This is a genomic window from Algoriphagus resistens, from assembly GCF_001442615.1.
Lineage (GTDB): Bacteria > Bacteroidota > Bacteroidia > Cytophagales > Cyclobacteriaceae > Algoriphagus > Algoriphagus resistens.
In genome coordinates, this window is sequence record NZ_LMXN01000001.1 from 57,246 (window position 1) to 79,781 (window position 22,536).

A 22,536-nucleotide genomic window follows, 5' to 3' on the forward strand; every position below is an offset into this window, starting at 1 on the left:
TTATTGTACAGCAGGTGGACTTCTCCTCTTCATGACCAAACTATCAGCAGGGTAAGTGGCCTTGAGATGCGCCATCTGAGCATTTGCCCAGTCAATAATTACTTGTCTGTCCGTGTCTGAAAGATTTGCCTCAGGATGCAATCCCAAATAAGTGTAAGATTCTAAAGGCATCTCTTTGCTTTCCACCAACTCAGCGATTTCTTCCATTTTATGGTTTTGCCATGCCAAAGGGCGATTAGTAAATTCATCAAAATTTAAATCCCTTTTCCCATCCTGAATATGGCTATTTAGCCAATAGCCAATCGGCTCCACACTTGCATACCAAGGATATTCAGAGGTATTAGAGTGACAATTATAGCAGGCGTTGATCAAAAGATTATTGACATTCTCTGGAAGATCATAGCTTCCGGAGATGGGATGCCCGGCAGGTTTACCCTCATTTTTCTCATAAGGAATAAACTGAATTGCAACTAGAACGACCAAAATAACTAGTCCGGTTTTTCTCAGCATAGCTTATGAATTTTCAGGTTAAAATCAGAGAATTTGGCTTGGTTAAAATGTCATTCAAGCCATTCAAAGGTACTAATTTGGAAACGCTGGGTTAAGTATTATTTTTTGTGCCAGGATTTACCTTTGTTCTTGGAGTAGAAACTTCCTTTTGGTCCTTCTCCCAGCAATTCTTTACCGCCATCTGCCAAGTCTGTGAATTCTCCCGGGCTCGCTGGATTACCCATATATCGCTGATTCCAAGTTTCGCCCTCGTCGATAGAAAATTCAATTTTGAGCGTGTTGGTAGGGCAGATACGAATTAGTTCTTTTCCCTTTTTAATCATTTGTGCCATTTATAAATTATTTAATTCTTGCCAATCTAAGGATGCTTGTCGTTTAAAAAAAAACTATGCAAAGTATTTATGGATAAAACCCTATTTAATATTACTTTCTTCTAAGTTTTCTTGATTTTGATATTCGTCTTCATCCATAATTGTCCTAGCTCCACTTCAACTAGTAAGTAGGGGAGGTTTTGGAGTTGGACGATCCTTCTATCGGCTGGTTTATACTTCTGTATTATAATGTCGAAACCCGATCAAAATCAATTTGAACGGGTTTCGAATGATTTATATAAGGGGATGAGTTACATCTCCCATCCGTCTCTATACGTTCTTCCTACAAATTGGTTGGCCTCTTCGAAATTTGTGATCAGAAGCTTGTCTCCGTCCCAAAGTAATTTCTTGCGGCCGTAGAATTCTGGCTGTCCTTTACTGTTTTCCCGACGTAGCATATAACTGCGAATGGCTAGATTACCCATCAGAACAGTTTCAGTCATCGGTCCGGCATAATCAAAAGAGGAAGTCAGTCCTTTGTGCTCTTCACTTCCAAATCCAGCTTTACACGCATCTACCCATTTTCTTTGATGTCCGTATTCAGGCTCAATGTTTTCTTCTGTTTCAGGGCCGAATTCCTGCGTGCCATCGTTAAGATATAGCTTCGGCATCAATGGCGAACTATCATTGATGTTGGTAGAAATTATACCCTTTTCACCGATGATCAAAACGCCATTTGCCCCACCACCGATTTCTTTATCTGCGGGAATGATGTCCGGGTGTGCCGGCTTGATTCCGCCATCCATCCATGTCATAGTGATAGGAGACCTGCTTTTAGTGGTTTCTGCAAAATTCAATGAAATGAATGAAGAAGCGGGGCATCCTTCCGGATGGTAATCAGGAGTCCACATTCCACTGTATACCGAGCCCACACTGCATTCTGCATCCGTAGGATAATGTAAACCTAAAGTTCTAAAAGGTATATCGATCAAGTGACATCCCACATCACCGAGAGCACCTGTGCCGTAGTTCCACCAGCCTCTCCAGCTGAACGGATGAAGTTCCGGTGTGTAAGGGATTTCTGGTGCTGGGCCTAACCATAAATCCCAGTTTAACGCATCGGGCTTTGCACTTGGCTGAGGTTTTGGAAAAGCACCACCCTGAGGCCATACAGGTCTGTTTGTCCAAACTTCAACTTTGGATATTTTTCCGATTTTGTCATCATCTACCCATTTCTGGACCATTTTCAGGAGGTCATTTGAGCCTCCTTGGTTTCCCATTTGGGTTACCACCTTTTGGCTTCTGGCCATCTCAGTAAGCATTCTTGCCTCTTTGATGTTGTGAGTCATTGGTTTCTGTACATAGACATGCTTGCCACGCTCCATTGCATATTTGGCTGCTGGTCCATGTACATGATCCGGCGTGGAGATAGTTACAGCATCGATATCCTTTTCTTTGTCTAGCATTTCGCGGAAATCCGCATATCTCTTAGCATCTGGGAATCTTTCTACTGATGCTTTGGCAGATCCCGAAAAATCAACATCACATAATGCCGCCACACGCTCACGTCCATTCACTGACGCATTTCTGATATCGCTGGCACCCTTGCCACCAGCTCCGATAGCTGCTAAATTTAATTGATCACTTGGAGCAATAAATCCTACACCGCCAAGAACATGACGGGGAACAATCATAAAAGACGAGGCAATTGCTGCATTTTTGATAAAATCCCTCCGGGTTTGTCCCGCGGAATTTTTCTTGGAGTTGTGCATGAGGCTATTAGTTTAAAGTCAAATTGAGTAGTCTAAAATAGAGAAATATTTTTTTGAATGAATCCTGTTTGTTTTTAATTACTACTATGGGATGATCAGTGGTAAGGTCAATAATTGGCTGAAATTCCATTTTCGGTCAAGTTAGGGTTCTGTTTCAGCGGTTACATTACATAAATGTTGTTATATTGAAAAAACTGGGTTTAATTTCTTGTGCAATCGATAGCATTTTGTAAGATATTCCATTTTTAGGTTGATATTAAATTTTATGAATTTTCTATTAGACAGTACAAAATATCAAGAAATAGTAAGAAATCAGGATAATGCAGGTAGCCTTTGCAATAAATTCCTTGTTTCTTTGAATATATTGAAACGTAATAGCTTTGAAAGAACCAATTCAATCAGCCTAAAATGAAAATAGGAGTTTTAAAAGAGACCAAGGAAGGTGAACATAGGGTTGCCCTCAGTCCTGATGTCATCAAACAATTAATCAAAAAAGAATTTTCTGTGACAGTAGAACAAGATGCTGGCATGGGATCCAATTTTTCGAATGAAGATTACATGGCAGCAGGGGCTGCAGTAGGAAATACGCAAGAAGTTTTTTCTGCAGAAATCTTATTGAAAGTCAATCTTTTTACCAAAGAGGAAGTTGTCCAAATGAAAAACGGCAGCGCCTGTATCTCTATTATGTATGCTTATAATCATCCGGAAATACTGGATGAAATGAATAAAAAATCTATAATGTCCTTTTCAATGGACGCTGTACCCCGGATTTCCCGGGCACAAAAGATGGATTGCTTAAGTTCACAGGCAAATCTTGCCGGTTATAAATCGGTGATTTTGGGAGCAAATTATCTGGAGAAGATTTTTCCTTTGATGATGACAGCTTCAGGTACGATTACCCCTGCAAAGGTCTTGATTTTCGGTGCTGGAGTGGCTGGACTTCAGGCTATAGCTACGGCCAAGAGACTTGGAGCTGTGGTGGAAGTCAGTGACGTACGTCCCGAAACCAAGGAGCAGGTAGAATCATTAGGAGGGAGATTTTTGACCGTGGAAGGAGCCGGTGATGTGAAAGTAGAAGGAGGATACGCTGCAGAGGTGTCTGCTGAGTTTTTGCAAAAGCAAAAAGAACTTATCCAAACGAAAATCAAAGATTCCGATCTGGTGATCACCACAGCATTGGTAATGGGTAAAAAATCACCGATCCTGGTGACAGAAGATATGGTCAGGAGCATGAAGAAGGGCGCGGTGATCGTAGATATGGCAGTGGAATCCGGCGGAAACTGCGAACTATCTGAAAAGGATCAAACCGTACGCAAACATGGAGTGACCATCATTGGTGAGTCAAATCTACCATCACTCATGTCCACCAATGCAAGTCAGCTTTATGCCACAAATATCAGCACGCTGTTGCTGCATTTAGCTACAAAAGATGGATTCAACCTTGACCGGGAAGAAGAAATAACCAAAGGTGTTTTGATCACATACGAAGGTCAAGTAGTGCATGAATTCACCAATAAAATTTTAAATAAATAAGTATTAACCTTATCAATTATGAGCTCAGAAGCATTGATTATTCTGATTTATATACTTGTTCTGGCAAGTTTTCTGGGGTTTGAGCTAATTGCAAAAGTTCCACCCACCCTACATACACCCTTGATGTCAGGTTCCAACGCAATCTCCGGAATTACCATTGTAGGGGCCCTTTTAGCCTGCAATGAAATGGGCTATACCACCCTGAGTAAATGGCTGGGAATGGCAGCCTTGGTGCTGGCCACAATCAACGTAGTCGGCGGCTACACTGTCACAGATCGTATGCTTAAAATGTTCAAGAAAAAATGAGTTTAGCAATAGAATTAGCCTATTTGATCGCCTCCGTTTTGTTTGTGCTGGGGATCAAAATGTTGAATAAAACACAGTCCGCCAGAAAAGGAAATCGCATTTCAGCTTTGGGGATGTTTATAGCCATATTGGCTACGATGGTTCAGATAGATGCCATTTCACTGGTAGAGATTTTTGCATGTATTGTTCTGGGATCTGCTATTGGTCTTTATTATGCCAATAAAGTTGAAATGACCAAGATGCCAGAAATGGTTGCGATTTTTAACGGGTTCGGGGGTCTGGCTTCGTTTTCGGTTGCCCTTTCAGACTATTTCCTACGTACGAAAATCAATATGGAATCCATAGAATTGGTGACGGTGATCAGCATCATTGTATCGGTATTTATTGGAGGGCTGACCTTTACCGGATCATTGGTGGCGTACTTGAAACTAAATGGGAATATTTCCGGCTCGCCGATTACCTTCAAAGGTCAGCACCCGATAAACCTAGTTTTGTTTTTAGGATTTTTGGCCGCAGCTGTATTTACTATTGTTGACCAAACTGACCCAATACTGATTATCATCCTGATCGTAATTGCCTTGGTTTTAGGGGTTTTGACGGTGATTCCAATCGGCGGAGCAGATATGCCGGTGGTCATTTCTTTGCTGAATTCTTATTCGGGAATGGCAGCTTGTGCTACTGGTTTTATCCTAAATAATAATGTACTTATAGTAGCTGGTTCGTTGGTTGGGGCATCGGGAATTATCCTGACACAGATCATGTGCAAAGCCATGAATCGCTCCCTGATTAATGTGCTTCTTGGAGGCTTTGGACAGACAGTAAATGAGGCACAAGGAGATGGCCCGTCCATCACAGTCAAAGAAATAGGAGTGGAGGAGACTGCCATGTTGTTTGATGGCGTTTCTTCTGTAATTGTAGTTCCAGGTTACGGAATGGCAGTGGCTCAGGCACAGCATGTGATCCGAGAACTCATGGAGCAATGTGAAAAGAGGAAAATTGATTTCAAGTTTGCCATTCATCCAGTAGCAGGAAGAATGCCCGGACATATGAATGTGTTGCTGGCGGAAGCAAATATTTCCTATGACAAACTGATAGAAATGGAATCCATCAATGATGAATTTCCGAACACAGATTTGGTGCTTATAGTCGGTGCAAATGATGTGGTAAATCCTGCAGCCAGAAATAATCCCCAAAGTCCAATTTATGGAATGCCGATATTGAATGCTGATAAAGCCAGAACGGTAATCGTATGTAAACGAAGTATGGGTAAAGGTTATGCAGGAGTAGAAAATGAGCTATTTGGCTACCCCAATTGCCTCATGCTCTTCGGGGACGCCAAGCAGACTATTACAAAAGTAGTCAGTGAAATGAAGGAGATGTAAGTTCGTTGAAAGGCGTTGTATTTAATGAAAAAACGAGCGTTCTGAATTTCAGGACGCTCGTTTTGTTAAGATAAAATCCGGTTCAAGCTGAGCCTATTCCAAACTCTTCAGATCCAAGATGTAGGAATACTATAAAAACTAGTTACCCGGTTCTTTTAAAACAGATTTGATTCTCGCTTCTACCACATCAAATTTTTTGCGAAGACTCTCCTTTTCTTCGATGGAATAAGCACAAAGAGGCAGGGCCAAAATGCCTTTGCAAAGCCCGGAAAATGCCATAGAAGCTTTCAATCCCTTTAAGTAATTTGATTTATATGTGCCATGGTTGTAGAGATTCTGACTCAGAAACAAAACGGTCACTTGCAAGGCTTCTATCCGGTCGGAGTCCTTTGCCAGAATAGCTTCATAGAGCTTGACATATAGCTCAGGAAATAAATTGGCTCCTCCTGTCACCCCACCATGCCCTCCTTTATTCATCGTTTGAACTAAAATCTCCTCGGGTCCTACCAAAATCGTAAAATTTGGTTTTTCATCTAGCAGATCTATCAATGACTCAAAATATTTTAAGTCCCCCGAACTGTCTTTGATGCCAATTATATTTGGATGGTCAGAAAGTATTTTGACTGAATTGATATCGATGCTAATCCCCGTATGGGATGGCATATTGTATAATAGCAAAGGCAGCTCAACCCGATCAGCTAGTTTTTGGTAGTAGTTTATTAATTCTTTCTGATCAATATTCATGTAGAATGGTGGTGCTGCAACAACTGCTCTTGCTCCTGAATCCTTTGCTTTCACAGCCAACTTTAAGCTTTCATTGAACGAACAAACTGTGATTCCTACCAGCACAGGTACGCGACCATCTACTTTGGCGCAGGTCATTGAAATCAGTTCATTTTTTACTTCTGGACTAAGGCTGGAAAATTCACCGGTAGTGCCTAAAATAAAAATTCCATGGACTCCACCGGAAATAACACGATCAATTGTTTTGATCAAACTAGGATAATCCAGCGTAAAATCCTCATTAAGTGGTGTAATCAAGGGCGGTATTATTCCGCGCAAAGGTTTTGAAAGTGGCATGGCAGTGGTTGAATGGTAGTTTTAGATCGCTATAGATACGTACTTTACTTTTACGCGATTGTAAGTATAAGAAATATACACTGTTCCATCTTTAGCCTGAATAATTGCCGGATAGCTAAACTCACCATCATTCTCATCTTCAAGTTTTACTAATTCCTCCCAGTTTATTCCATCAGATGAACCAAAAAGCGATAATTTATTTCTTCCTTTTTTGATAGGATTGCAAACCAAAAGCTGGTAGCCATTAGCCAAACTTACACCATCAATTCCAGAATTATTGTTGACCAATTCTGTGGCTTCTACAGTCGTCCAGGATTTCCCCCCATCCGAAGACCAGGTCATGCCGATTACTCCTTCCTGAGTCCGCGCGAGCATCTGGAGTTTTCCGTTTGGATAAGATAAAACGGTAGGTTGAATTGCATGAAATGATCCGTTATCGATTTCTGTTTTTTTCCAATTTTGGATGTCCGAAGTGGTAGTTTCCACATGCATGCTCCACACGCCATTGGTTTCGAAGCTGCTTGGATGGAGCAGTGTGCCATCTGCCAAGAGAACGGGTTTGTTTTTAACAGGGCCAAGCATGCCAGGTGGAATCTGAATTGCTTCAGACCAGCTCTTCCCATCATCATCAGAAGTTTTGTAAAGCCCCCACCATTCTCTAGGATTTGGACCTTCTTTGTAGAAAAGGACAAGTTGTCCGTTCGGGCTTCGGTAAAGAACGGGATTCCAGGTTGGGTTTCGGAAGTCTTTATTTTCCACTCCATCAGCTACCATTTTCGGCTTAGACCAAGCCCCGTCGGTGAGTAGGGCTGTGTAAATGCTAACGTCAGGATGCCTTTCATATGTTCCACCAAACCATGAGGCCAAAATCCCATCCTCGGTCTCCACAAGAGTAGAGGCGTGACATTCGGGAAAAGGCGCTTGTTCAAAGATGAACCCTGAATTCAGGATTTTGGCATCAGGTTTTTCGGGAGACGGAAAAAAGCTGAATTGGGCAAGAATGAAAAGGAGGAGCTGCATGGATTTTGTTTTGGTTTGAAAGTTAAAATAATGGCTTGGAAAAAACGCAGTATCCCGTGCTCACCTGAACTGATTCCACTGGAGCTCTGCAAAATCTATAAAATGTTGCCAATCCTCCCAGGTTAGGTTGTGTTTTCCTTCCCGGATGTGATACCCTGCAAGTGGCTGGATAATCGGAGAATCCAATTCCTCAAAAGCTAAGGGGAAATTTACATTTTGGCCATAGATTTCGGAATAAACCTTGCTTCCCAGCTGTATGGAAATATATTCACCTTTTGGATCTGCCCATTGGTCTTCACGGGCGCTGGCGAAGTAAAGGGCGCGGGGAGCAATAAGTGAGGCCAGCATGTGCTGATCCACCGGGAGTGTTTCTTCCTGATCATTGAAGGCTGTGAAGTTTTCTGCAAACCAATGAGGAAAACGGGAATTGATCTGAGCAATTGTCTCACCGTACTTTCTTCTTGAGATTGCCGCTCCACCACAGCCAGATTCATTTGGAAAGGCTACAGCCCATCGTTTATCATTGGCAGCTGCCCACAGTGTGGCTTTCCCGCTTCTAGAATGGCCAACCAAGGCTGATTTTTTGGTGTCAAACAAGGAGTCTTGTTCAAAATAGTCCATTGCCCGCATCGCTCCCCAAGCCCAGGCGCCCAGTGTCTTCATGCCATCGTCTTTGGTCAGTTCTTCGGGATAAAGGGTGTTTAAAATCCCTTCGGAATACCTTTCAGCATCATCTGGGGCAACTGTTTCTCCATGGAAGGAAGCGGTAGCATATCCTCGGTCTATCAACTCTGCAACTGACCAATATCCTTCTTCTACCAGCTCGCCATTACCAGGGTTCGGGCGGTGATTGATTAACAAGAAGATTGGGAATGGGCCTTTCTTGGATTTTGGCAGAAATACATTCAAGCGCATGGTATGTGATTTCCCATTTCTAACTACTGCTATATTTACTTCTTTGAGAATTGCTTTTTCGGGATAGGGATTTTCGCTTTCCTGCACTTCTGAAAATGAAATAGTATCAAAATCAGCCGGGATATTACCATAGACATTTTCCCGGAAAAGATTCAGGATTTCAGGTCTTCGGATTTCCTCCCAATCTAGTTGTGTGGAAATTAGCTTTCCTTTCAAACTCACAAAAGGATCAGGAAGTATCAGGTCGGGGACTTTACTTTCTTCGTAGTTGGCATTGTGCTGAGCCATGGAAAATGAATAGTTGACAAACAAAAGGAAAATAATTAGGTAGGGTTTAACGGTCATATGTGTTACAGAAGTGTACATCCAAATGTATCGTTGATGCAAGAGTAATTTATTAAAATCTAGGGAATTACTAGGTTTTAACAAATTTTTCGGATGGAATAATGACTCCCTAATATATACTATATTTTAGCAATCAATTATAGTTTATCAAATTTGGAGCAGCTACGAAGATGTCTGATTTCCTAAATCTCAGGTTTTTCCTAAAGCCAAAAGCAAACTTGGATTGGCCTTCGTCATCATTGGGAATGAAAGTTCCCTTAATTTCCATCGTCCCAAAAATCAGGTTCTCATTTCGAATTCTCATCCCAAGACTTATTCCTGAATATTTCTGATACTTATTTTCGCAGGTAGGGCATTTCAGTTTTGCCCAATAGAAGGAAGAAAAAGGAGTAATTCGGAAGCCGATCAATGACCAAGGAGTAAATAAACTGGACTCAAAACCAAAAGAAATCCGTTGAGTGGCATCCACTTCATCCACCCGTAATCCCGGAATGGTATTTCCGCGGATCGTGAGCCAGTCATTGGTAACCCGGTCAAAAAGCTGCGTGTAAAAAAATGAACCTGAATTTCTGATTTTATACCTGCCCAAAGAAAAGACAGGAGAGTAAAATGTGCCACCCGTCTGTATTGCGACATCCTCTGGGCCATTGCGGAAATGACTCGCAGCATTGAACGTCAATTCGTAGAAACTTCCGCTTTTGGAAGCTCCTTTATAGTTTAAGTTAATGTCGCCATAGGGCCGTGCCAGCCCCATGGTTTTTGTATATCCTACGGTGGTGGAGAAATTATACCCAAACGGTATATCCTCTGTACGGCCAAAGCCATAAACGTATTGGGTTTTGAAAAAGTCCTGCTCGTAAACTGTAAATTCAGCCAGTACGCCCCGACTATTGTGGTAGCGGCTTTCATTCGTCATATATTCCTGCTCAGGTTGATCAATGAAATAGCCATCAAATGCACGCAAAGCCACAAACTCTCGGCGTCGATCCTGAAGGGGTTTTTCTGAACCAAAGTTAAAGCCAGCCCAAAGATTTGCCACATTGTATTTGTAATCAAGAAATAAGGAGTCTGGAAGGGAATATACATTTTTAGACCAATTTTGGCTCCATCCAGCTCCTCCTGCTAATTTCGAATAAGGTGAAACCAGTGGTCTTTCCAGACTGATCCCAGTTGCATATTCTTTCTCTTCTCCTGCGCTGATGCCTGAGTTTAACTGAGTATAATAAACCATTAAATCCACAAAACTTCCTAACAGACTGCTTTTGGAATAGGCTGCTGCTATACCTGTTTTAGGAACCCTGTCATTGTCATAAAGTACATCAAATTCAATTCCCTGTGCCCTTCCATCCACGTTTGCGTCATAGATTTTAAAAAGGGGAGCAGTGGGAAAGCTTCCTCCCACAGATCCGCCAATGCTGAAAATATCACGAGTTACCACAGTCAGATCCACCGAATCTGTGTCCACAATAGGAGTGACTATGATTCTACTTTCCAGAATGAAGCTCTGGTCTCTAAGATATCGCTCGTTGTCTCCAAGTTTGTATGGATTGAGCCGCTGGTTGGGCCTGATAAAAAGATGCTGCCGGATGGTTTTTTCACGAGTATTAGTGTGCAGGCTATTGGCGATGCGGCCAATTTTTTGAACAATGGGTTTTTCTTCACCATAAATGGAAAATTCAAATCCAACCCTTTTCACATTGATGTTGCGGATTATTTTTCCTTCAAAAGGGATGAATTTTTCCTCAGCCTTTTCCACCAATACCGTGTCCCTGCTAGATCGGGTGATCAGGTCTATCCCTTTGGAAAGCGCTTTTTGTGCTGCCGAAACTTTAGAGGTATCGTTCTCATCTTGGGCAAAAAGATCCATGCTCATACTTAAAAATATAAGTAGGGAGAGAAGTGCTCTAGATGATGTGTAAGACACGATTTTGAATGTTTTTAGAAAAACTCAGCGGTACTTGTTTATACCTTAAAGAAGGTAAGGGATTTCAGCGCATATTCTTTGCCATGCTTGCAAATCTACTAGGAGTTTGAGTAAGAGACTGGTCAGAACCATCAGTTTAAGAGAAAATAACAATCCATTAAATGGGTTTTAATGCCTATCTCTTGAACGTAGGATTTAGGAATAAGTAAAGCCCTGCATTTCGGTAGTTAAAAATTACCGTTATATAAGATTTCTCAAAACGCATTCATTTGTGTGAATTCTACTTTATTTAACTATTAATAATCACCTAGAAAATTCTGATTGCTTTGCATTGAATTAATGTGGATAAAAAGAGGTGCATATATGTTTAATGTTATCGTGCTACCTGGCGGTTGATTGAACTGAGGACAACTCGTGCAATTATATAGCAGAAAAATAGTTTTACCAGAGCTGTGATCGGCATTTTTCCGGAAAAAACCAGTCTCACTTTGGTGTCCCGAAAGTCATATAGCATATTGGTAATTATCTCTAGTACAGATGAATAGTTGATTAGAGTCAGCTCTGATAGTGATCCAGATTCTGGTTTCAGAATGATTGACTTCTAGCCTTGGATAACTTTTTTGGGAAGTATACTAATTTATGTTTGGACGTTTAAGTATGTTTCTCTATGTGATTAATTTTCACTGGGAAATTATTATATTGTTAAACGTATGCTTCTATATAATTAATATAAGGCTAAAACTTCCTTAACAAGCCTGTATCTTATATGATTTACTTTTGCACTGGAAAAAAACTAGATGTAAAAGGCTTTCCAGAATCAATTATTGAATTTCTTAGTTACCCAACACTTAAAATTTTATGCATTCAAAATTACCATTATCTAAAATCATCCGTGCTTCCACAGGCTTGATTATATGGGCAGGATTAAGTATAGGCCCATCATATTTAGTTGCCGAGGGTATTGAAATTGAGGAGAGGCTAAAGACAAACTACCCGTTCAGCGATTTGACGAGGGTAGAACAGCCAGTTACCGGTACGGTAACGGATGAAACAGGAGCGCCATTGCCTGGCGCTACGGTTCGTATAAAGGGATCAGTAAATGGTACAGTTACAGATCTTGACGGGAAATTTTCTCTTGAAGTGGGAGAAGATGCCATTCTTCAGATTTCTTATGTAGGCTATGTGATGCAAGAGGTTTCGGTGAATGGACAATCAATTATAGATGTCCAATTGGAACCGGATGCTACGCAGTTAGATGAATTGGTGGTAATTGGCTATGGTACCCAAAAAAGATCGGACGTCACCGGAGCCATCGGTTCTGTGAAAAGTGAAGATTTTAATAAAGGAGTGGTATCAAATCCAGTGGATCTTCTGCAGGGTAAAATAGCCGGTGTCAACATCACATCTACCAGTGGCGAGCCAGGGGCTACACAAAATGTGATAATTAGAGGTATCGGGAGTTTGCGTTCAGGAACTCAGCCTCTTTATGTGCTTGACGGTTTTTTGCTGGACAATTCCGATACAGGGGTTGCTTCAAATCCCCTAAACTTCTTAAATCCTAACGATATAGAAAGTATTGATGTGCTAAAAGATGCCAGTGCTACTGCCCTTTATGGTTCGAGAGCATCTAATGGGGTAGTGGTAATTACTACCAAAAAGGGAAAAAAAGGTACTACCCAAATGAATTTCTCTGCTTCAACAGCTTGGTCATCTATCGCTAAGAAAATCGATGTGTTCGGTGCAGATGAATTTCGTAGCCAGGTTGTCGCTGCAGGTGGAGCTTTAGAGGATTTCGGAGGAAATACAGACTGGCAGGATGAGCTTACCCAAACCGGATTTTCGCAGGATTACAATTTTTCGATGAGCGGGGCCAACTCGGAGAAATTTTCCTATTTCACCTCCGTAGGTTATCAGGATCAAGAAGGGATTTTGAAGAACAGTGAGCTGAAACGTTATTCCGGGAAATTGAACATGAACCAGAAGGCATTCAATGGAAGGCTAATCGTGGATTATAACCTGACTGCCTCTCACACTCAAAATTTGCGACCAAGCATCACCTCGACTATCAGTGATATGCTTAGTTTGAATCCCACAGTTCCCGCATACACAAATGGTGAGCCTACTTTATTGAATACCAATGCTTTGAATCCAATTAAGAGGTATGAGCTATATAGTGATGATGCTGCGAACAACAGGATTTTGGCGACGATTTCACCGTCTTTTGAAATTATTGACAACCTTACCTACAAGCTGAACCTTGGTGTGGATTACTCCAGTACAAACAGGTATCAGCAGTACAAACCTTATACAGGAGTGATCAATGAGTCAAATGTTTCAGACGGGGCATTGGACGAAATAATAAGTGCAAATACCAATCAACTGGTAGAGAATACCCTGACTTACAATTGGAATACAAACGTGCATAACGTAACTGTATTGGCGGGACATTCTTATCAGACATTCCTGGATGAATATAGATTAACTTCAGCCAGAGGCTTTGCCGATAATAATATTGAACCTAGGTACCAGGATCACAACAGTACCAGTGAATATCCTACCACGGTTAATTCCTCTGCTGTGAAGAATGAGTTACAATCTTTCTTCGGTAGATTCAATTATACCTATGCAGATAAGTATTTGTTTACTGCCACTTTCCGGGCGGATGGATCTTCCAAGTTTGGTGAGAATAACAAATATGGCTACTTCCCTTCCTTGGCCCTAGGCTGGAATGTAAGTAAGGAAGATTTCATGGCCAACTCGGTATTCGATAACTTAAAAGTGCGTGGAAGCTGGGGGCAAACGGGGAATCAAGAAATCCCTTCCAAGATCACTAAAGCCAGCTATTCTGAAGATAGACTTTCTCAAGGATCTGGCAGTCTAAATACATATCCTATTGATACCGATGGCAATTCATTGGACGGTTATCCTTATGGGATCGTGTTTACACGTCTGGCAAACCCTAACTTGCAATGGGAGGTGTCCACCCAAATAGATTTTGGAATTGACTTTGCATTCTTTGATTACCGATTGACCGGTACCTTGGATTATTTCAATAAAGTGTCCTCCAATATTCTACTGGAAGTAGTTCCTGCCGACCCTGTTCAGCCTACATCTACTTATTGGGACAATATCGAGGACATGAAAATCCATAACAGTGGTTTTGAAATAGCGTTGGATTATGCCAGCAATGAGCAGGGTGACTTCTCGTATAGCATTGGCGGAAATGTCACTTTTATTCAGAACGAAGTAAAAGATTCTCCTTATTCGGTGTTGACTACGGGGGCAGCCCAAGGAGCTGGTCAAACTGGTGCCACTATCAACGGATACATCAATAATCAGCCTATCGGAGCATTCTATATGCTTCAATTTGATGGGATTAGTGAAGACGGAGTAAATAGGTTTAAGGATATAAATGGAGATGGTGAGGTTTTGGACAATGACCGGAGTGTGGTGGGAAGTGCGATTCCTAAATTCATCTATGGCTTTCACACGAACTTTAAATACAAAGGCTTTGACTTAGGATTGAATTTTAATGGTACATCAGGAAGCAAGATTTACAACCACACAGCTATGTCCCTGTTCACCAAAGCTCAATTATCCAGATCTAATAACACCACGGATTTTGCTGTTCAATACCCGGAAGAGTCATTTAATAATTCCAATACGGTATCTACCAGATTCTTGGAGAGTGGCTCATTTTTTAGATTGAATAACGCTACCCTGGGCTATAATTTGAACACGGATGCGATGGGATTGGGAGATGCTTTTCAAAACATCCGCCTTTCTGTCACAGGACAAAACCTGTTTGTGATCACAGATTATACAGGATTCGACCCGGAAGTAAATACGGGTTCTACTGCAGGGGGGATTCAGACTTTTGGCATCGATCGATTCACCTATCCAAGAGCTAGAACATTCTCGATAAACCTGAATCTTACCTTTTAAAAAGTAGGGAATAAGTAAGTACTACAGAAAATTATAGATACATGAAATCGAGTATGAAGCAAGCGACTAGCACAGGGATGATTAAAATGCATGCGAGATTCCATATGGCCTTTAAAAGACAAATTATAAACACATGAAAAATAATAGATTTTACAAAATACTTCCGATAGCTGCTTTTTTATTCGCATTCCTCGGTTGTACAGATTTGGATGAAGAAGTTCTTGATGAGTCATTGACTGGCACAGGACAAGCGGAAGTGATAAGCGGATCTATTGCCCCTGTATATGGAATGCTCCGTCAAGTATGGTTGCATACGGTTAATTTTGGACTTCAGGAAGTTGCTTCGGATGAGGGGATACTTCCTTATCGTGGAGGTACGGATTGGTTTGATGGAGGTAAATTTATTGCTATTCACCAGCATCTGATGACGCCTACCAATAGTTTGGTGGGGGATACCTGGACCTATATCACCCTGGCTTTATCCAGGGCGGTTTTGGCAGAGGAGAGATTGAGATTGGAAGTGGAAAACGGCAATTCTAGCGCTCAGGACCCACTTTATGAAATGATAGCGATGAAGGCATACCTCAATATGTTGGCTCTGGATAATTGGGGGCTTGTTTTCAAGAAGAATAGCTCCGAAGAACTGTCAGAAATCCTCAGAGGTCAGGAAGCAATCAATTATATCGAAACCGAACTTTTATCAGTGGAGGATGTAATTAACAGCGATAAAGGACCTGGAAGAATGAACAAGCATGCGGTAAGTGCGTTGTTGGCACGCTTATATCTGAATGCTGCCGTGTATAGAGATCCATACGGAACGCCCGATTTTAGGTCAGAAGATATGGACAAGGTGATCCAGTACACAAACAATATTATCGATGGGCCGTATTCCTTGTCCGCTGAATACTTTGAACTATTCAATGACGATAATAATACAAATCCTGAAATAATATTTTCCCTTGATCAAAGAGGGGTATTGGAGACAGAGCACAGTCGCTGGGCATACTGGCCGATTTCGGGAGATTTGATACCAAGACCTGAATTTCCGAATACCCGTGGAACAGATGCGGTGGCAGTGACTCCGGATTTTTATCAGACTTGGGTAGATGCTTATGGTGATGTAGATCCTGCTGATGCCGATGCCCGATTCTTCCAGGAAAACACAATAATCCCTGAAAACCTAAAGGATCTTAAGGGAGTAAATCCTACTAATGATGAAAATCATTTTTATTCCATAGAAGCCACAGATTTTGAAATTAACAGAGGGATACTTCGAAATATTATCTGGGGTCCCAGAAAAGATGGAGGAGGGAATATACTGACGGATAATGAAGGTAAAGTAAGGATATATCCAGTGATCAACAGAAGGAGTAGTGGGGCCGACATACGTTATGTTGATCATACACTCAAGGTGGATTTCACCACAGAAGGAAGTTTACATAATGCCGGATACCGATTTTCCAAATACCAGTTTAGCCGCACAGCTACTAATTGCTGTAGTTACAGCAGTGTGGACTTGGTGTTGATCCGCTTGGGAGAGGTTTATTTGATGCGTGCTGAGGCTAAGTTGAGAAAAGGAGACAATGCTGGGGCTTTGGCAGATATCAATACCTTAAGGACTTCTAGAAATGCACGTCCAGCTCAGACTCCAGCTCCATTGAATGCAATTGATTTGGATATTTTATTCCGGGAATCAGGATTTGAGCTGTATTGGGAAGGACATAGAAGAACCAATCAAATACGCTTCGGAAAATATGAGGATAGTTGGACTGAGAAAACCGATACAGATGTCCACAAACGCTTGTTTCCAATTCCCCAAAGAGCAATGGATGGAGCGTCAAGTGAACCAGGGTTTTTGGTACAAAATCCAGGGTATTAAACCTCAGAAATAGTTAACTAAAAAGCCGATGGGATTTCTCATCGGTTTTTCTATGTGTGCCGTGCATGGCAATCAACTAGGTGGTAAAAGTCAACCGCGGAGGTTTGAAGTCACCAACTGCTTCATTATTACAACCTCAATCACTAGAGAAAACTAAGGAAAGAAGGCTACGTTATCTTTTCAGACTATTGCCAAAAGGTCAGACTCAAAACTTAAAGAACCGCGCCGTATCCCGAACGAAACGTACGGTGGTGCAGAATAGATAACAGCTAGTTTCCATCTCCTCGATTACCGATTATTTTTAACCACGGAGATAGTTGAAAGCAGCCATGGTACTTTTTCTTTCACCTCCGATAGAGCTTGTCAGTAATACATTTCTAAATTCCTGCTACTTTGGTCCTTATCCCAAAATCTATCCGCAGGGTTGTTTTTCTTTCTAAAAAACCGAAATGAATTTGGACCAAACCTTGGGGTATTCGGAATTGCGGGAACCCAAATTTGTAATCAATTCTCTATTTTCTTGATAGTATTATTCTTCAGATCTATTGTGAAGTGGTCAGAGGGAAGTGAGTAAAATATCTTCTCGAAAATCCCAAAAAACTGGATCAGTTCTTTGTTCAGTTTTTTATCATCCCTAAAAGTCTTTTGGGTGACAACTGGAATGATTTCTTGGTAAAAACGCAACCTATCTGCCGGAATTAGCCTTTTGCCGAGTTCATCTCCATTCTTTAGAAGATAAAAATCATCGATAATCGTATGGCTGGAGGTGGTTCTAATGGAATTGGATTTTAGCTTTTTGAGTTTTTCGGTTAGAAAAAGTTCACCCTCGTTTTCATCCATTTCACTCCAACTTACAAATTCCTCCCGTTTTAGATTCTGCAACAACAACGCGAGATTTTCCGGCCAATCGGAGGGGATAAATCTTGATTTTGTCAGCTCCGACAAATGATTTCTGGTATATTCCAGGTAATCCTTTGATGCTAAAATGGTGCTGTCCCAAATGCCGGGATCTTGTTTTTCCAACAGCCAGCGGTGCTCCATTCGATAAAGATCAAAGAACTCATTCATTTGGTCTACTTCTGCGAGCGGAATCGTTTCGATTTCAAATGTCGTAGTATTGGAGGTTTTTACAGTTTTATAAGCTGGGGGGAAGGCAGCTAAAGAAGGTACTTGGATATTATACATAGTATGGGTGGTTGTTTGGTCATGATAAATTCCGGTATCATTGATATGCATGTGTCCGGCGAAATGAATTCGGACTCCGGCCTCTGCATAAAGATTTGTGGTTTCTGTAGAAGGTACTCTTGCCAGCTGAAATTTCTGTGCTCCAAAAAGAGAACGCATTTCATCTGAGGCCCCATCGTGAAATTCCACTAATGGATAGTGGCTAAAGGAAATCAGTGTTTTCCCTCTTCTTTCAGCTTCAGAAGCTACTTTTGTGATCCAGTCTAGTTGGTGTTTTTTGTGAAAAGCAGCCTGATTAAAGCCTACGGATGATCCTTTCCACTCAGTTTCTGTATAAGTATACACATTTCCATCCAAAGCTAAAAGCCAAATGCCTTCAACTGGCTCAACAACATAGCTAGCATCAGGCAGGAAAAAACCCGGCTCACCGGCTTCATAGATTCTGTTTTCCAGGGTTGAACTGATTTTCGCCCTTTGAAAATCATAATTGTCCACATCGATTGGCTGGAATGGATGAGCCCAAAAGAGATCTTTTTCACTGGGGAAAAACCCAAAATCACCCAATGCACTGGTAATCTCTGCATAGCCCCAGTAATTGATCTGGTCAGAAATAGCGACTTCCATGACTGGAAATACATCCTTGGAACCTGCAATGGCCTGGGCAGATCCATCTGCGCTTAGAAAATCACTTTTACCAGCTACTCCTCCAAATGGCTTGACAGGATCGTGATTCCCCGTGGTCAGGAAAAAGCGCATTCCCAAATCGGATGAATACCTGTCCAGGATTTTCTTTAAAGCCATAACATTCATGGGCTGACCGTCATCAGTAAAATCACCGGGAAGCACTACAAGTTGAATCCCTCTCTTCTTCAAATCTTCGAGTGCGCTGATGAAAGCAAAGTAATTTTCGTTGAATAACCGGGTGGAGTTAATCTGGCTTTTCATCGTGCGAATAGTGGCAAATTTGCCGGAAGCCGGATTGAAAATACCTTTGAATTCCTCTGAATTCAGATCTGCATAGATGTTTTGCAAATGAATATCGGAAAGAAATGCAATTTGGGTTGCGTCTGTTTGTGCGTGGGTTGAAGGGGAGCAAACCAATTGAAGAGCTAGCTCTAGAATCACAGGAAGTAAGTATTTTCTGTTCAAAATCAGTTGAGGTTACTTTATTTGTTGACCAAAATCGGGTTAGGTCTTTCGAATGCATCTCCTTCGAAATTAACTTTATAACCCGATTTGAAAAAAGATGATGGCTGATAATAATCTGTGGAAATCACCTGGGCACCAGAAGCTTTAGCCTTTTCGAATCTGATGTAATTCTCATTTCTGGCCTCTTTGGTATCTGAATCTGCCCGTGTTCTGATCATATATCCTCTTCTGACAAGGTCGCTGATGTAGGATCCGTTTTCAATTGGATTGTTTATGATTCTAAATCCGGCAGTAGAATTACCTTCCTTTTTATTTACAAAAAGCACTGCAGTTTTCAATTCCGGTTTAGCATTCAGGTATCGGTCTATTTTTTCATCATTTTCATCTAATACAAAAAGAAACTTTCCTCTCATCTCATCCAAGACAGGCCAGTTCCCAGCCAAAACAGCAGATTCCAAATCCACATAATTTCCCCTCACCAAGTCTGGAGTAATCAATTTCCCCATTCCTAAATGTGTTCGGATTTCCAAATCTATGCTGTCCAAGGCTGTGGACGTAAAAGGAAGTGTAGGTCTTGTGCCGGGGATATTCCCATCTTTGGCATTGATCAAAATAAAGATGGGAGTATGATTTGGGTTGCTTTCGCTCCAATTATATAAGGCTTTCAGTGCATCTGCAAAAAGTAAGTAATGCGACTGAAAATCCAGATCCTGCACATGGAAAAGCTTTAGCCCCGGTTTGGAAAGTACATCATTGGGATCATATTCAGGAATGCTTCCACCGCTGCTTTTGATGATTTCCAGGCCTTTCGGATTGGAATACTTTCCCCCTTCAGGATCGTGGAAAACGTCCAGTTCCAAGTTCCTCAAGCCCATATCCAACTGAGCTTCCAGTGGAATATGTGCATATTCCAGGCTTTGGGAAGCAGAAGGGTTCACTTGGGACAAGTACTCCAGGAGTTCAGGAGCCATTTCACTTTTATAGCTGTTGTGGCTGCCAATTACCTGAATCTGATTTAGTTTAAGGTTTTGTGCAGAAAGATGCGTGGAAAAGAGGCTGCATAAAGCTGTGAGAATAAAGGAGGATCTGAATTTCATGCTGTAGGAATTAATTGGCAAATTTCAATTTTTTTGGCAGAAACCCGTGAAATAGCGCTTCACCTTTTTGTTATGATTTGGAAGCAGAGGGTAGAGATAGATATCATTGTAACTGATTCAATATCAGTACTCCTGAGTGTTAAGCTAAAGGTTTTGTCGGAATTATTCCTACCTCCATTTTATGAATAGGTTATGCATCGGTTAATTCCTGCCCTTATAGTCTTTTAATCCCATCTAATCAACTATTTTTGAGGATGCGTAACTTCTTTTTTCTCTCCCTTTTTCTTCTCTTGGCGGTTCTACAGGTTTCCGCTCAACGCACGGCAAAATTCCAGGTCCACTCACACAATGATTACCTCCAAAAAGTACCTTTTTGGACTGCTTACTCTGCAGGAGCATCGTCTATAGAAGTAGATGTGATTCTGAAAGACGGCAAGCTAATGGCCGCTCATGAACCTGCTAGCATTGACCCCAAGCGTACTATCGAAACTCTTTATCTGAATCCTATTTCCGAGGGGCTAAAAACAGGGTTGGTTTCCTCTGTCAATTTTCATTTGCTGGTGGATCTGAAAACAGAAGCCTACGCTACGCTGGAAGTCTTGTTGGAAAGCGCGAAGAAGTATGAAGATGATCTTTTCAGTGCGGGTAATCCAGGTGGGTTAAAATTGATTATTTCAGGGAACAGACCAAAGGCTGAGGATTACCGGAATTATCCTGAATGGATGCTTTTCGATTATCAAAGCATGGAATTGACCGAGGATTTACCTTGGAGCAAAATAGGAATGGTGAGTTTGAGTTTCCGTCAGTTTTCAGTTTGGAATGGGAAAGGAAGAATGGTAGAAGGCGAGCGTGAGAAAGTTCAGGACTTCATCGATCTGGTTCATAGCTTTAGTAAGCCAGTCCGTTTTTGGGGTTCTCCGGACAGTAAGACTGCCTGGAAAGCTTTCCATGAAATGGGAGAGGATTATATCAATACCGACCATCCGATAGACGCAGTAGAATACCTGGCTAACTTAGAAAAGAATAGCTATCAGAACCCCTCAAAACATGAAGTTTATCACCCGAAATTTGAGGTGGATGGGACAGAAGTTCCTGTGAAAAATGTGATTTTGATGATCGGGGATGGAAATGGATTGGCACAGATATCCTCCGGGTTATTTGCCAACGGAAATGACTTAAATTTAACCCAGTTGAAAAACATAGGTTTGGTGAAGACGCAGGCTGCGGACGATTTCACGACGGATTCTGCTGCAGGGGCTACCGCTTTTTCCACGGGTGAAAAAACAAACAACCGTGCATTGGGAGTGGATACTGAAGGAAGACCGTTGAGGAATTTGCCGGACATACTCGATGAATACGGATTCTCAAGTGGAATTATCACAACAGATAAACTGACAGGAGCGACTCCATCTGCATTCTATGCTCATCATTCCGAGCGTGATGATTCTGATCAGATTGCTGCTTTTTTGCCAAGTAGTAAATTGGATTTATTCATAGGTGGAGGTGGGGATAGTTTTACTGCTCAACTGGATAACTTAAAAAGTGCTGGTTTTAATCTAGTTGAAAGTCTGGAGGTTATGGATGCAGATCGGATCGGCTATTTTGCAGCTCCGAGATCCTTACTTAAAAAGCTGGATGGGAGAGGGGACTATTTGCTGAAGAGCACTGCATTTGCGCTCGATTTTTTTGATCAAAAAAGTATGCCATTCTTCTTAATGGTGGAGGCAGCAAGTATTGATTCGGGAGGGCATTCGAACAGTACTTCCATGATTGTGTCCGAGGTGCTGGATTTTGATGAGACGATCGGGGAAGTACTTCGGTTCGCAGATGAGCATCCTGGGACTTTGGTACTGATTACAGCTGATCATGAGACAGGGGGAGTTTCCATTCCTCAGGGAGATGTAGCTTCTTCCAAGGTGGAACTGGGATATCATAGTGATGATCATACGGGGATTATGGTTCCGATCTTTTCCTATGGAGCACATTCAGGAGACTTCAGAGGAGTGTATGAGAACACGGCCGTTTTTCACAAGATTATGAAATTTGTGAAGGAATATCATCAGAAGAACTAGGATGTTAACGACCTACCGTCTTCCTGCAATAGTGAAAGGAAGCATAAAGAGATTTCTGACAAAATCGAACGAAAGATCTATCGCGAAGCCCAAAAGCTTAAAAGGAAGCAG

The 22,536-nt window shown here is 41.6% G+C and carries 15 protein-coding genes; 6 read left to right on the forward strand and 9 right to left on the reverse strand.

Features of this window, described 5'->3' with window-relative positions; all coding sequences use genetic code 11:
- From AS141_RS00195 to AS141_RS00205, 3 genes are all read right to left on the reverse strand, one after another.
- Entirely contained in the window at nt 1–510 is a 510-nt protein-coding gene (locus AS141_RS00195) for a heme-binding domain-containing protein (protein WP_057935607.1), read from the reverse strand.
- Nucleotides 511–608: 98 nt separating this feature from the next.
- A complete protein-coding gene (locus AS141_RS00200) occupies nt 609–842 on the reverse strand; it encodes a beta propeller repeat protein (RefSeq protein ID WP_057935608.1) in 234 nt (77 codons plus the stop codon).
- A 290-nt stretch (nt 843–1,132) separates the two neighbouring features.
- Nucleotides 1,133–2,593: a Gfo/Idh/MocA family protein gene (locus AS141_RS00205; protein ID WP_057935609.1), complete on the reverse strand. Its 1,461-nt coding sequence runs from the start codon at nt 2,591–2,593 to the stop codon at nt 1,133–1,135.
- A gap of 408 nt (nt 2,594–3,001) precedes the next feature.
- On the opposite strand from AS141_RS00205, the gene AS141_RS00210 reads away from it, so the two are divergent.
- The 3 genes from AS141_RS00210 to AS141_RS00220 are packed head-to-tail and all read left to right on the forward strand — an operon-like array spanning nt 3,002 to nt 5,814.
- The gene (locus AS141_RS00210) at nt 3,002–4,126 is read left to right on the forward strand and encodes a Re/Si-specific NAD(P)(+) transhydrogenase subunit alpha (protein WP_057935610.1); all 1,125 of its coding nucleotides are present in this window, start codon (nt 3,002–3,004) and stop codon (nt 4,124–4,126) included.
- 18 nt (nt 4,127–4,144) lie between these two features.
- Nucleotides 4,145–4,432, forward strand: a complete 288-nt coding sequence (locus AS141_RS00215) for an NAD(P) transhydrogenase subunit alpha (protein WP_057935611.1) — start codon at nt 4,145–4,147, stop codon at nt 4,430–4,432.
- Nucleotides 4,429–5,814: an NAD(P)(+) transhydrogenase (Re/Si-specific) subunit beta gene (locus AS141_RS00220; protein ID WP_057935612.1), complete on the forward strand. Its 1,386-nt coding sequence runs from the start codon at nt 4,429–4,431 to the stop codon at nt 5,812–5,814. The genes AS141_RS00215 and AS141_RS00220 overlap by 4 nt, the downstream gene beginning before the upstream one ends.
- Nucleotides 5,815–5,952: 138 nt before the next feature.
- Here the strand turns inward: AS141_RS00220 and AS141_RS00225 are convergent, their stop codons facing one another.
- The 4 genes from AS141_RS00225 to AS141_RS00240 form a co-directional block, all read right to left on the reverse strand.
- Nucleotides 5,953–6,876, reverse strand: coding sequence for a dihydrodipicolinate synthase family protein (locus tag AS141_RS00225; RefSeq protein WP_232424780.1), 924 nt, complete (start codon nt 6,874–6,876; stop codon nt 5,953–5,955).
- A 39-nt stretch (nt 6,877–6,915) separates the two neighbouring features.
- A complete protein-coding gene (locus AS141_RS00230) occupies nt 6,916–7,914 on the reverse strand; it encodes a sialidase family protein (RefSeq protein ID WP_057935614.1) in 999 nt (332 codons plus the stop codon).
- A 60-nt stretch (nt 7,915–7,974) separates the two neighbouring features.
- On the reverse strand, nt 7,975–9,117 hold the full coding sequence (locus AS141_RS00235; RefSeq protein WP_232424781.1) for a glucuronyl esterase domain-containing protein: 1,143 nt from the start codon (nt 9,115–9,117) through the stop codon (nt 7,975–7,977).
- Between the two features lie 190 nt (nt 9,118–9,307).
- A complete protein-coding gene (locus AS141_RS00240; RefSeq protein ID WP_057935616.1) occupies nt 9,308–11,047 on the reverse strand; it encodes a BamA/TamA family outer membrane protein in 1,740 nt (579 codons plus the stop codon).
- A 909-nt stretch (nt 11,048–11,956) separates the two neighbouring features.
- Here AS141_RS00240 and AS141_RS00245 point away from each other — a divergent pair.
- A complete protein-coding gene (locus tag AS141_RS00245) occupies nt 11,957–15,043 on the forward strand; it encodes a SusC/RagA family TonB-linked outer membrane protein (RefSeq protein WP_057935617.1) in 3,087 nt (1,028 codons plus the stop codon).
- A 133-nt stretch (nt 15,044–15,176) separates the two neighbouring features.
- Nucleotides 15,177–16,922: a RagB/SusD family nutrient uptake outer membrane protein gene (locus AS141_RS00250; RefSeq protein WP_057935618.1), complete on the forward strand. Its 1,746-nt coding sequence runs from the start codon at nt 15,177–15,179 to the stop codon at nt 16,920–16,922.
- A 504-nt stretch (nt 16,923–17,426) separates the two neighbouring features.
- Here the strand turns inward: AS141_RS00250 and AS141_RS00255 are convergent.
- Nucleotides 17,427–19,256, reverse strand: coding sequence for a metallophosphoesterase family protein (locus tag AS141_RS00255; protein ID WP_057935619.1), 1,830 nt, complete (start codon nt 19,254–19,256; stop codon nt 17,427–17,429).
- 17 nt (nt 19,257–19,273) lie between these two features.
- Nucleotides 19,274–20,353, reverse strand: coding sequence for a phosphatidylinositol-specific phospholipase C1-like protein (locus AS141_RS00260; RefSeq protein ID WP_057935620.1), 1,080 nt, complete (start codon nt 20,351–20,353; stop codon nt 19,274–19,276).
- Between the two features lie 254 nt (nt 20,354–20,607).
- Between AS141_RS00260 and AS141_RS00265 the strand changes: the two genes are divergently transcribed.
- A complete protein-coding gene (locus tag AS141_RS00265) occupies nt 20,608–22,425 on the forward strand; it encodes an alkaline phosphatase (protein WP_057935621.1) in 1,818 nt (605 codons plus the stop codon).
- Nucleotides 22,426–22,536: the final 111 nt, after the last annotated feature.

What these genes read in the sequence shown, in the direction of transcription:
- AS141_RS00195 (WP_057935607.1), bottom strand. Translation starts at nt 510, where the DNA reads ATGCTGAGAAAAACCGGACTAGTTATTTTGGTCGTTCTAGTTGCAATT.
- AS141_RS00240 (WP_057935616.1), bottom strand. Translation starts at nt 11,047, where the DNA reads ATGAGCATGGATCTTTTTGCCCAAGATGAGAACGATACCTCTAAAGTT.
- AS141_RS00220 (WP_057935612.1), top strand. Translation starts at nt 4,429, where the DNA reads ATGAGTTTAGCAATAGAATTAGCCTATTTGATCGCCTCCGTTTTGTTT.
- AS141_RS00260 (WP_057935620.1), bottom strand. Translation starts at nt 20,353, where the DNA reads ATGAAATTCAGATCCTCCTTTATTCTCACAGCTTTATGCAGCCTCTTT.
- AS141_RS00215 (WP_057935611.1), top strand. Translation starts at nt 4,145, where the DNA reads ATGAGCTCAGAAGCATTGATTATTCTGATTTATATACTTGTTCTGGCA.
- AS141_RS00235 (WP_232424781.1), bottom strand. Translation starts at nt 9,117, where the DNA reads ATGGCTCAGCACAATGCCAACTACGAAGAAAGTAAAGTCCCCGACCTG.
- AS141_RS00210 (WP_057935610.1), top strand. Translation starts at nt 3,002, where the DNA reads ATGAAAATAGGAGTTTTAAAAGAGACCAAGGAAGGTGAACATAGGGTT.
- AS141_RS00245 (WP_057935617.1), top strand. Translation starts at nt 11,957, where the DNA reads ATGCATTCAAAATTACCATTATCTAAAATCATCCGTGCTTCCACAGGC.
- AS141_RS00250 (WP_057935618.1), top strand. Translation starts at nt 15,177, where the DNA reads ATGAAAAATAATAGATTTTACAAAATACTTCCGATAGCTGCTTTTTTA.
- AS141_RS00205 (WP_057935609.1), bottom strand. Translation starts at nt 2,593, where the DNA reads ATGCACAACTCCAAGAAAAATTCCGCGGGACAAACCCGGAGGGATTTT.
- AS141_RS00265 (WP_057935621.1), top strand. Translation starts at nt 20,608, where the DNA reads ATGCGTAACTTCTTTTTTCTCTCCCTTTTTCTTCTCTTGGCGGTTCTA.
- AS141_RS00230 (WP_057935614.1), bottom strand. Translation starts at nt 7,914, where the DNA reads ATGCAGCTCCTCCTTTTCATTCTTGCCCAATTCAGCTTTTTTCCGTCT.
- AS141_RS00200 (WP_057935608.1), bottom strand. Translation starts at nt 842, where the DNA reads ATGGCACAAATGATTAAAAAGGGAAAAGAACTAATTCGTATCTGCCCT.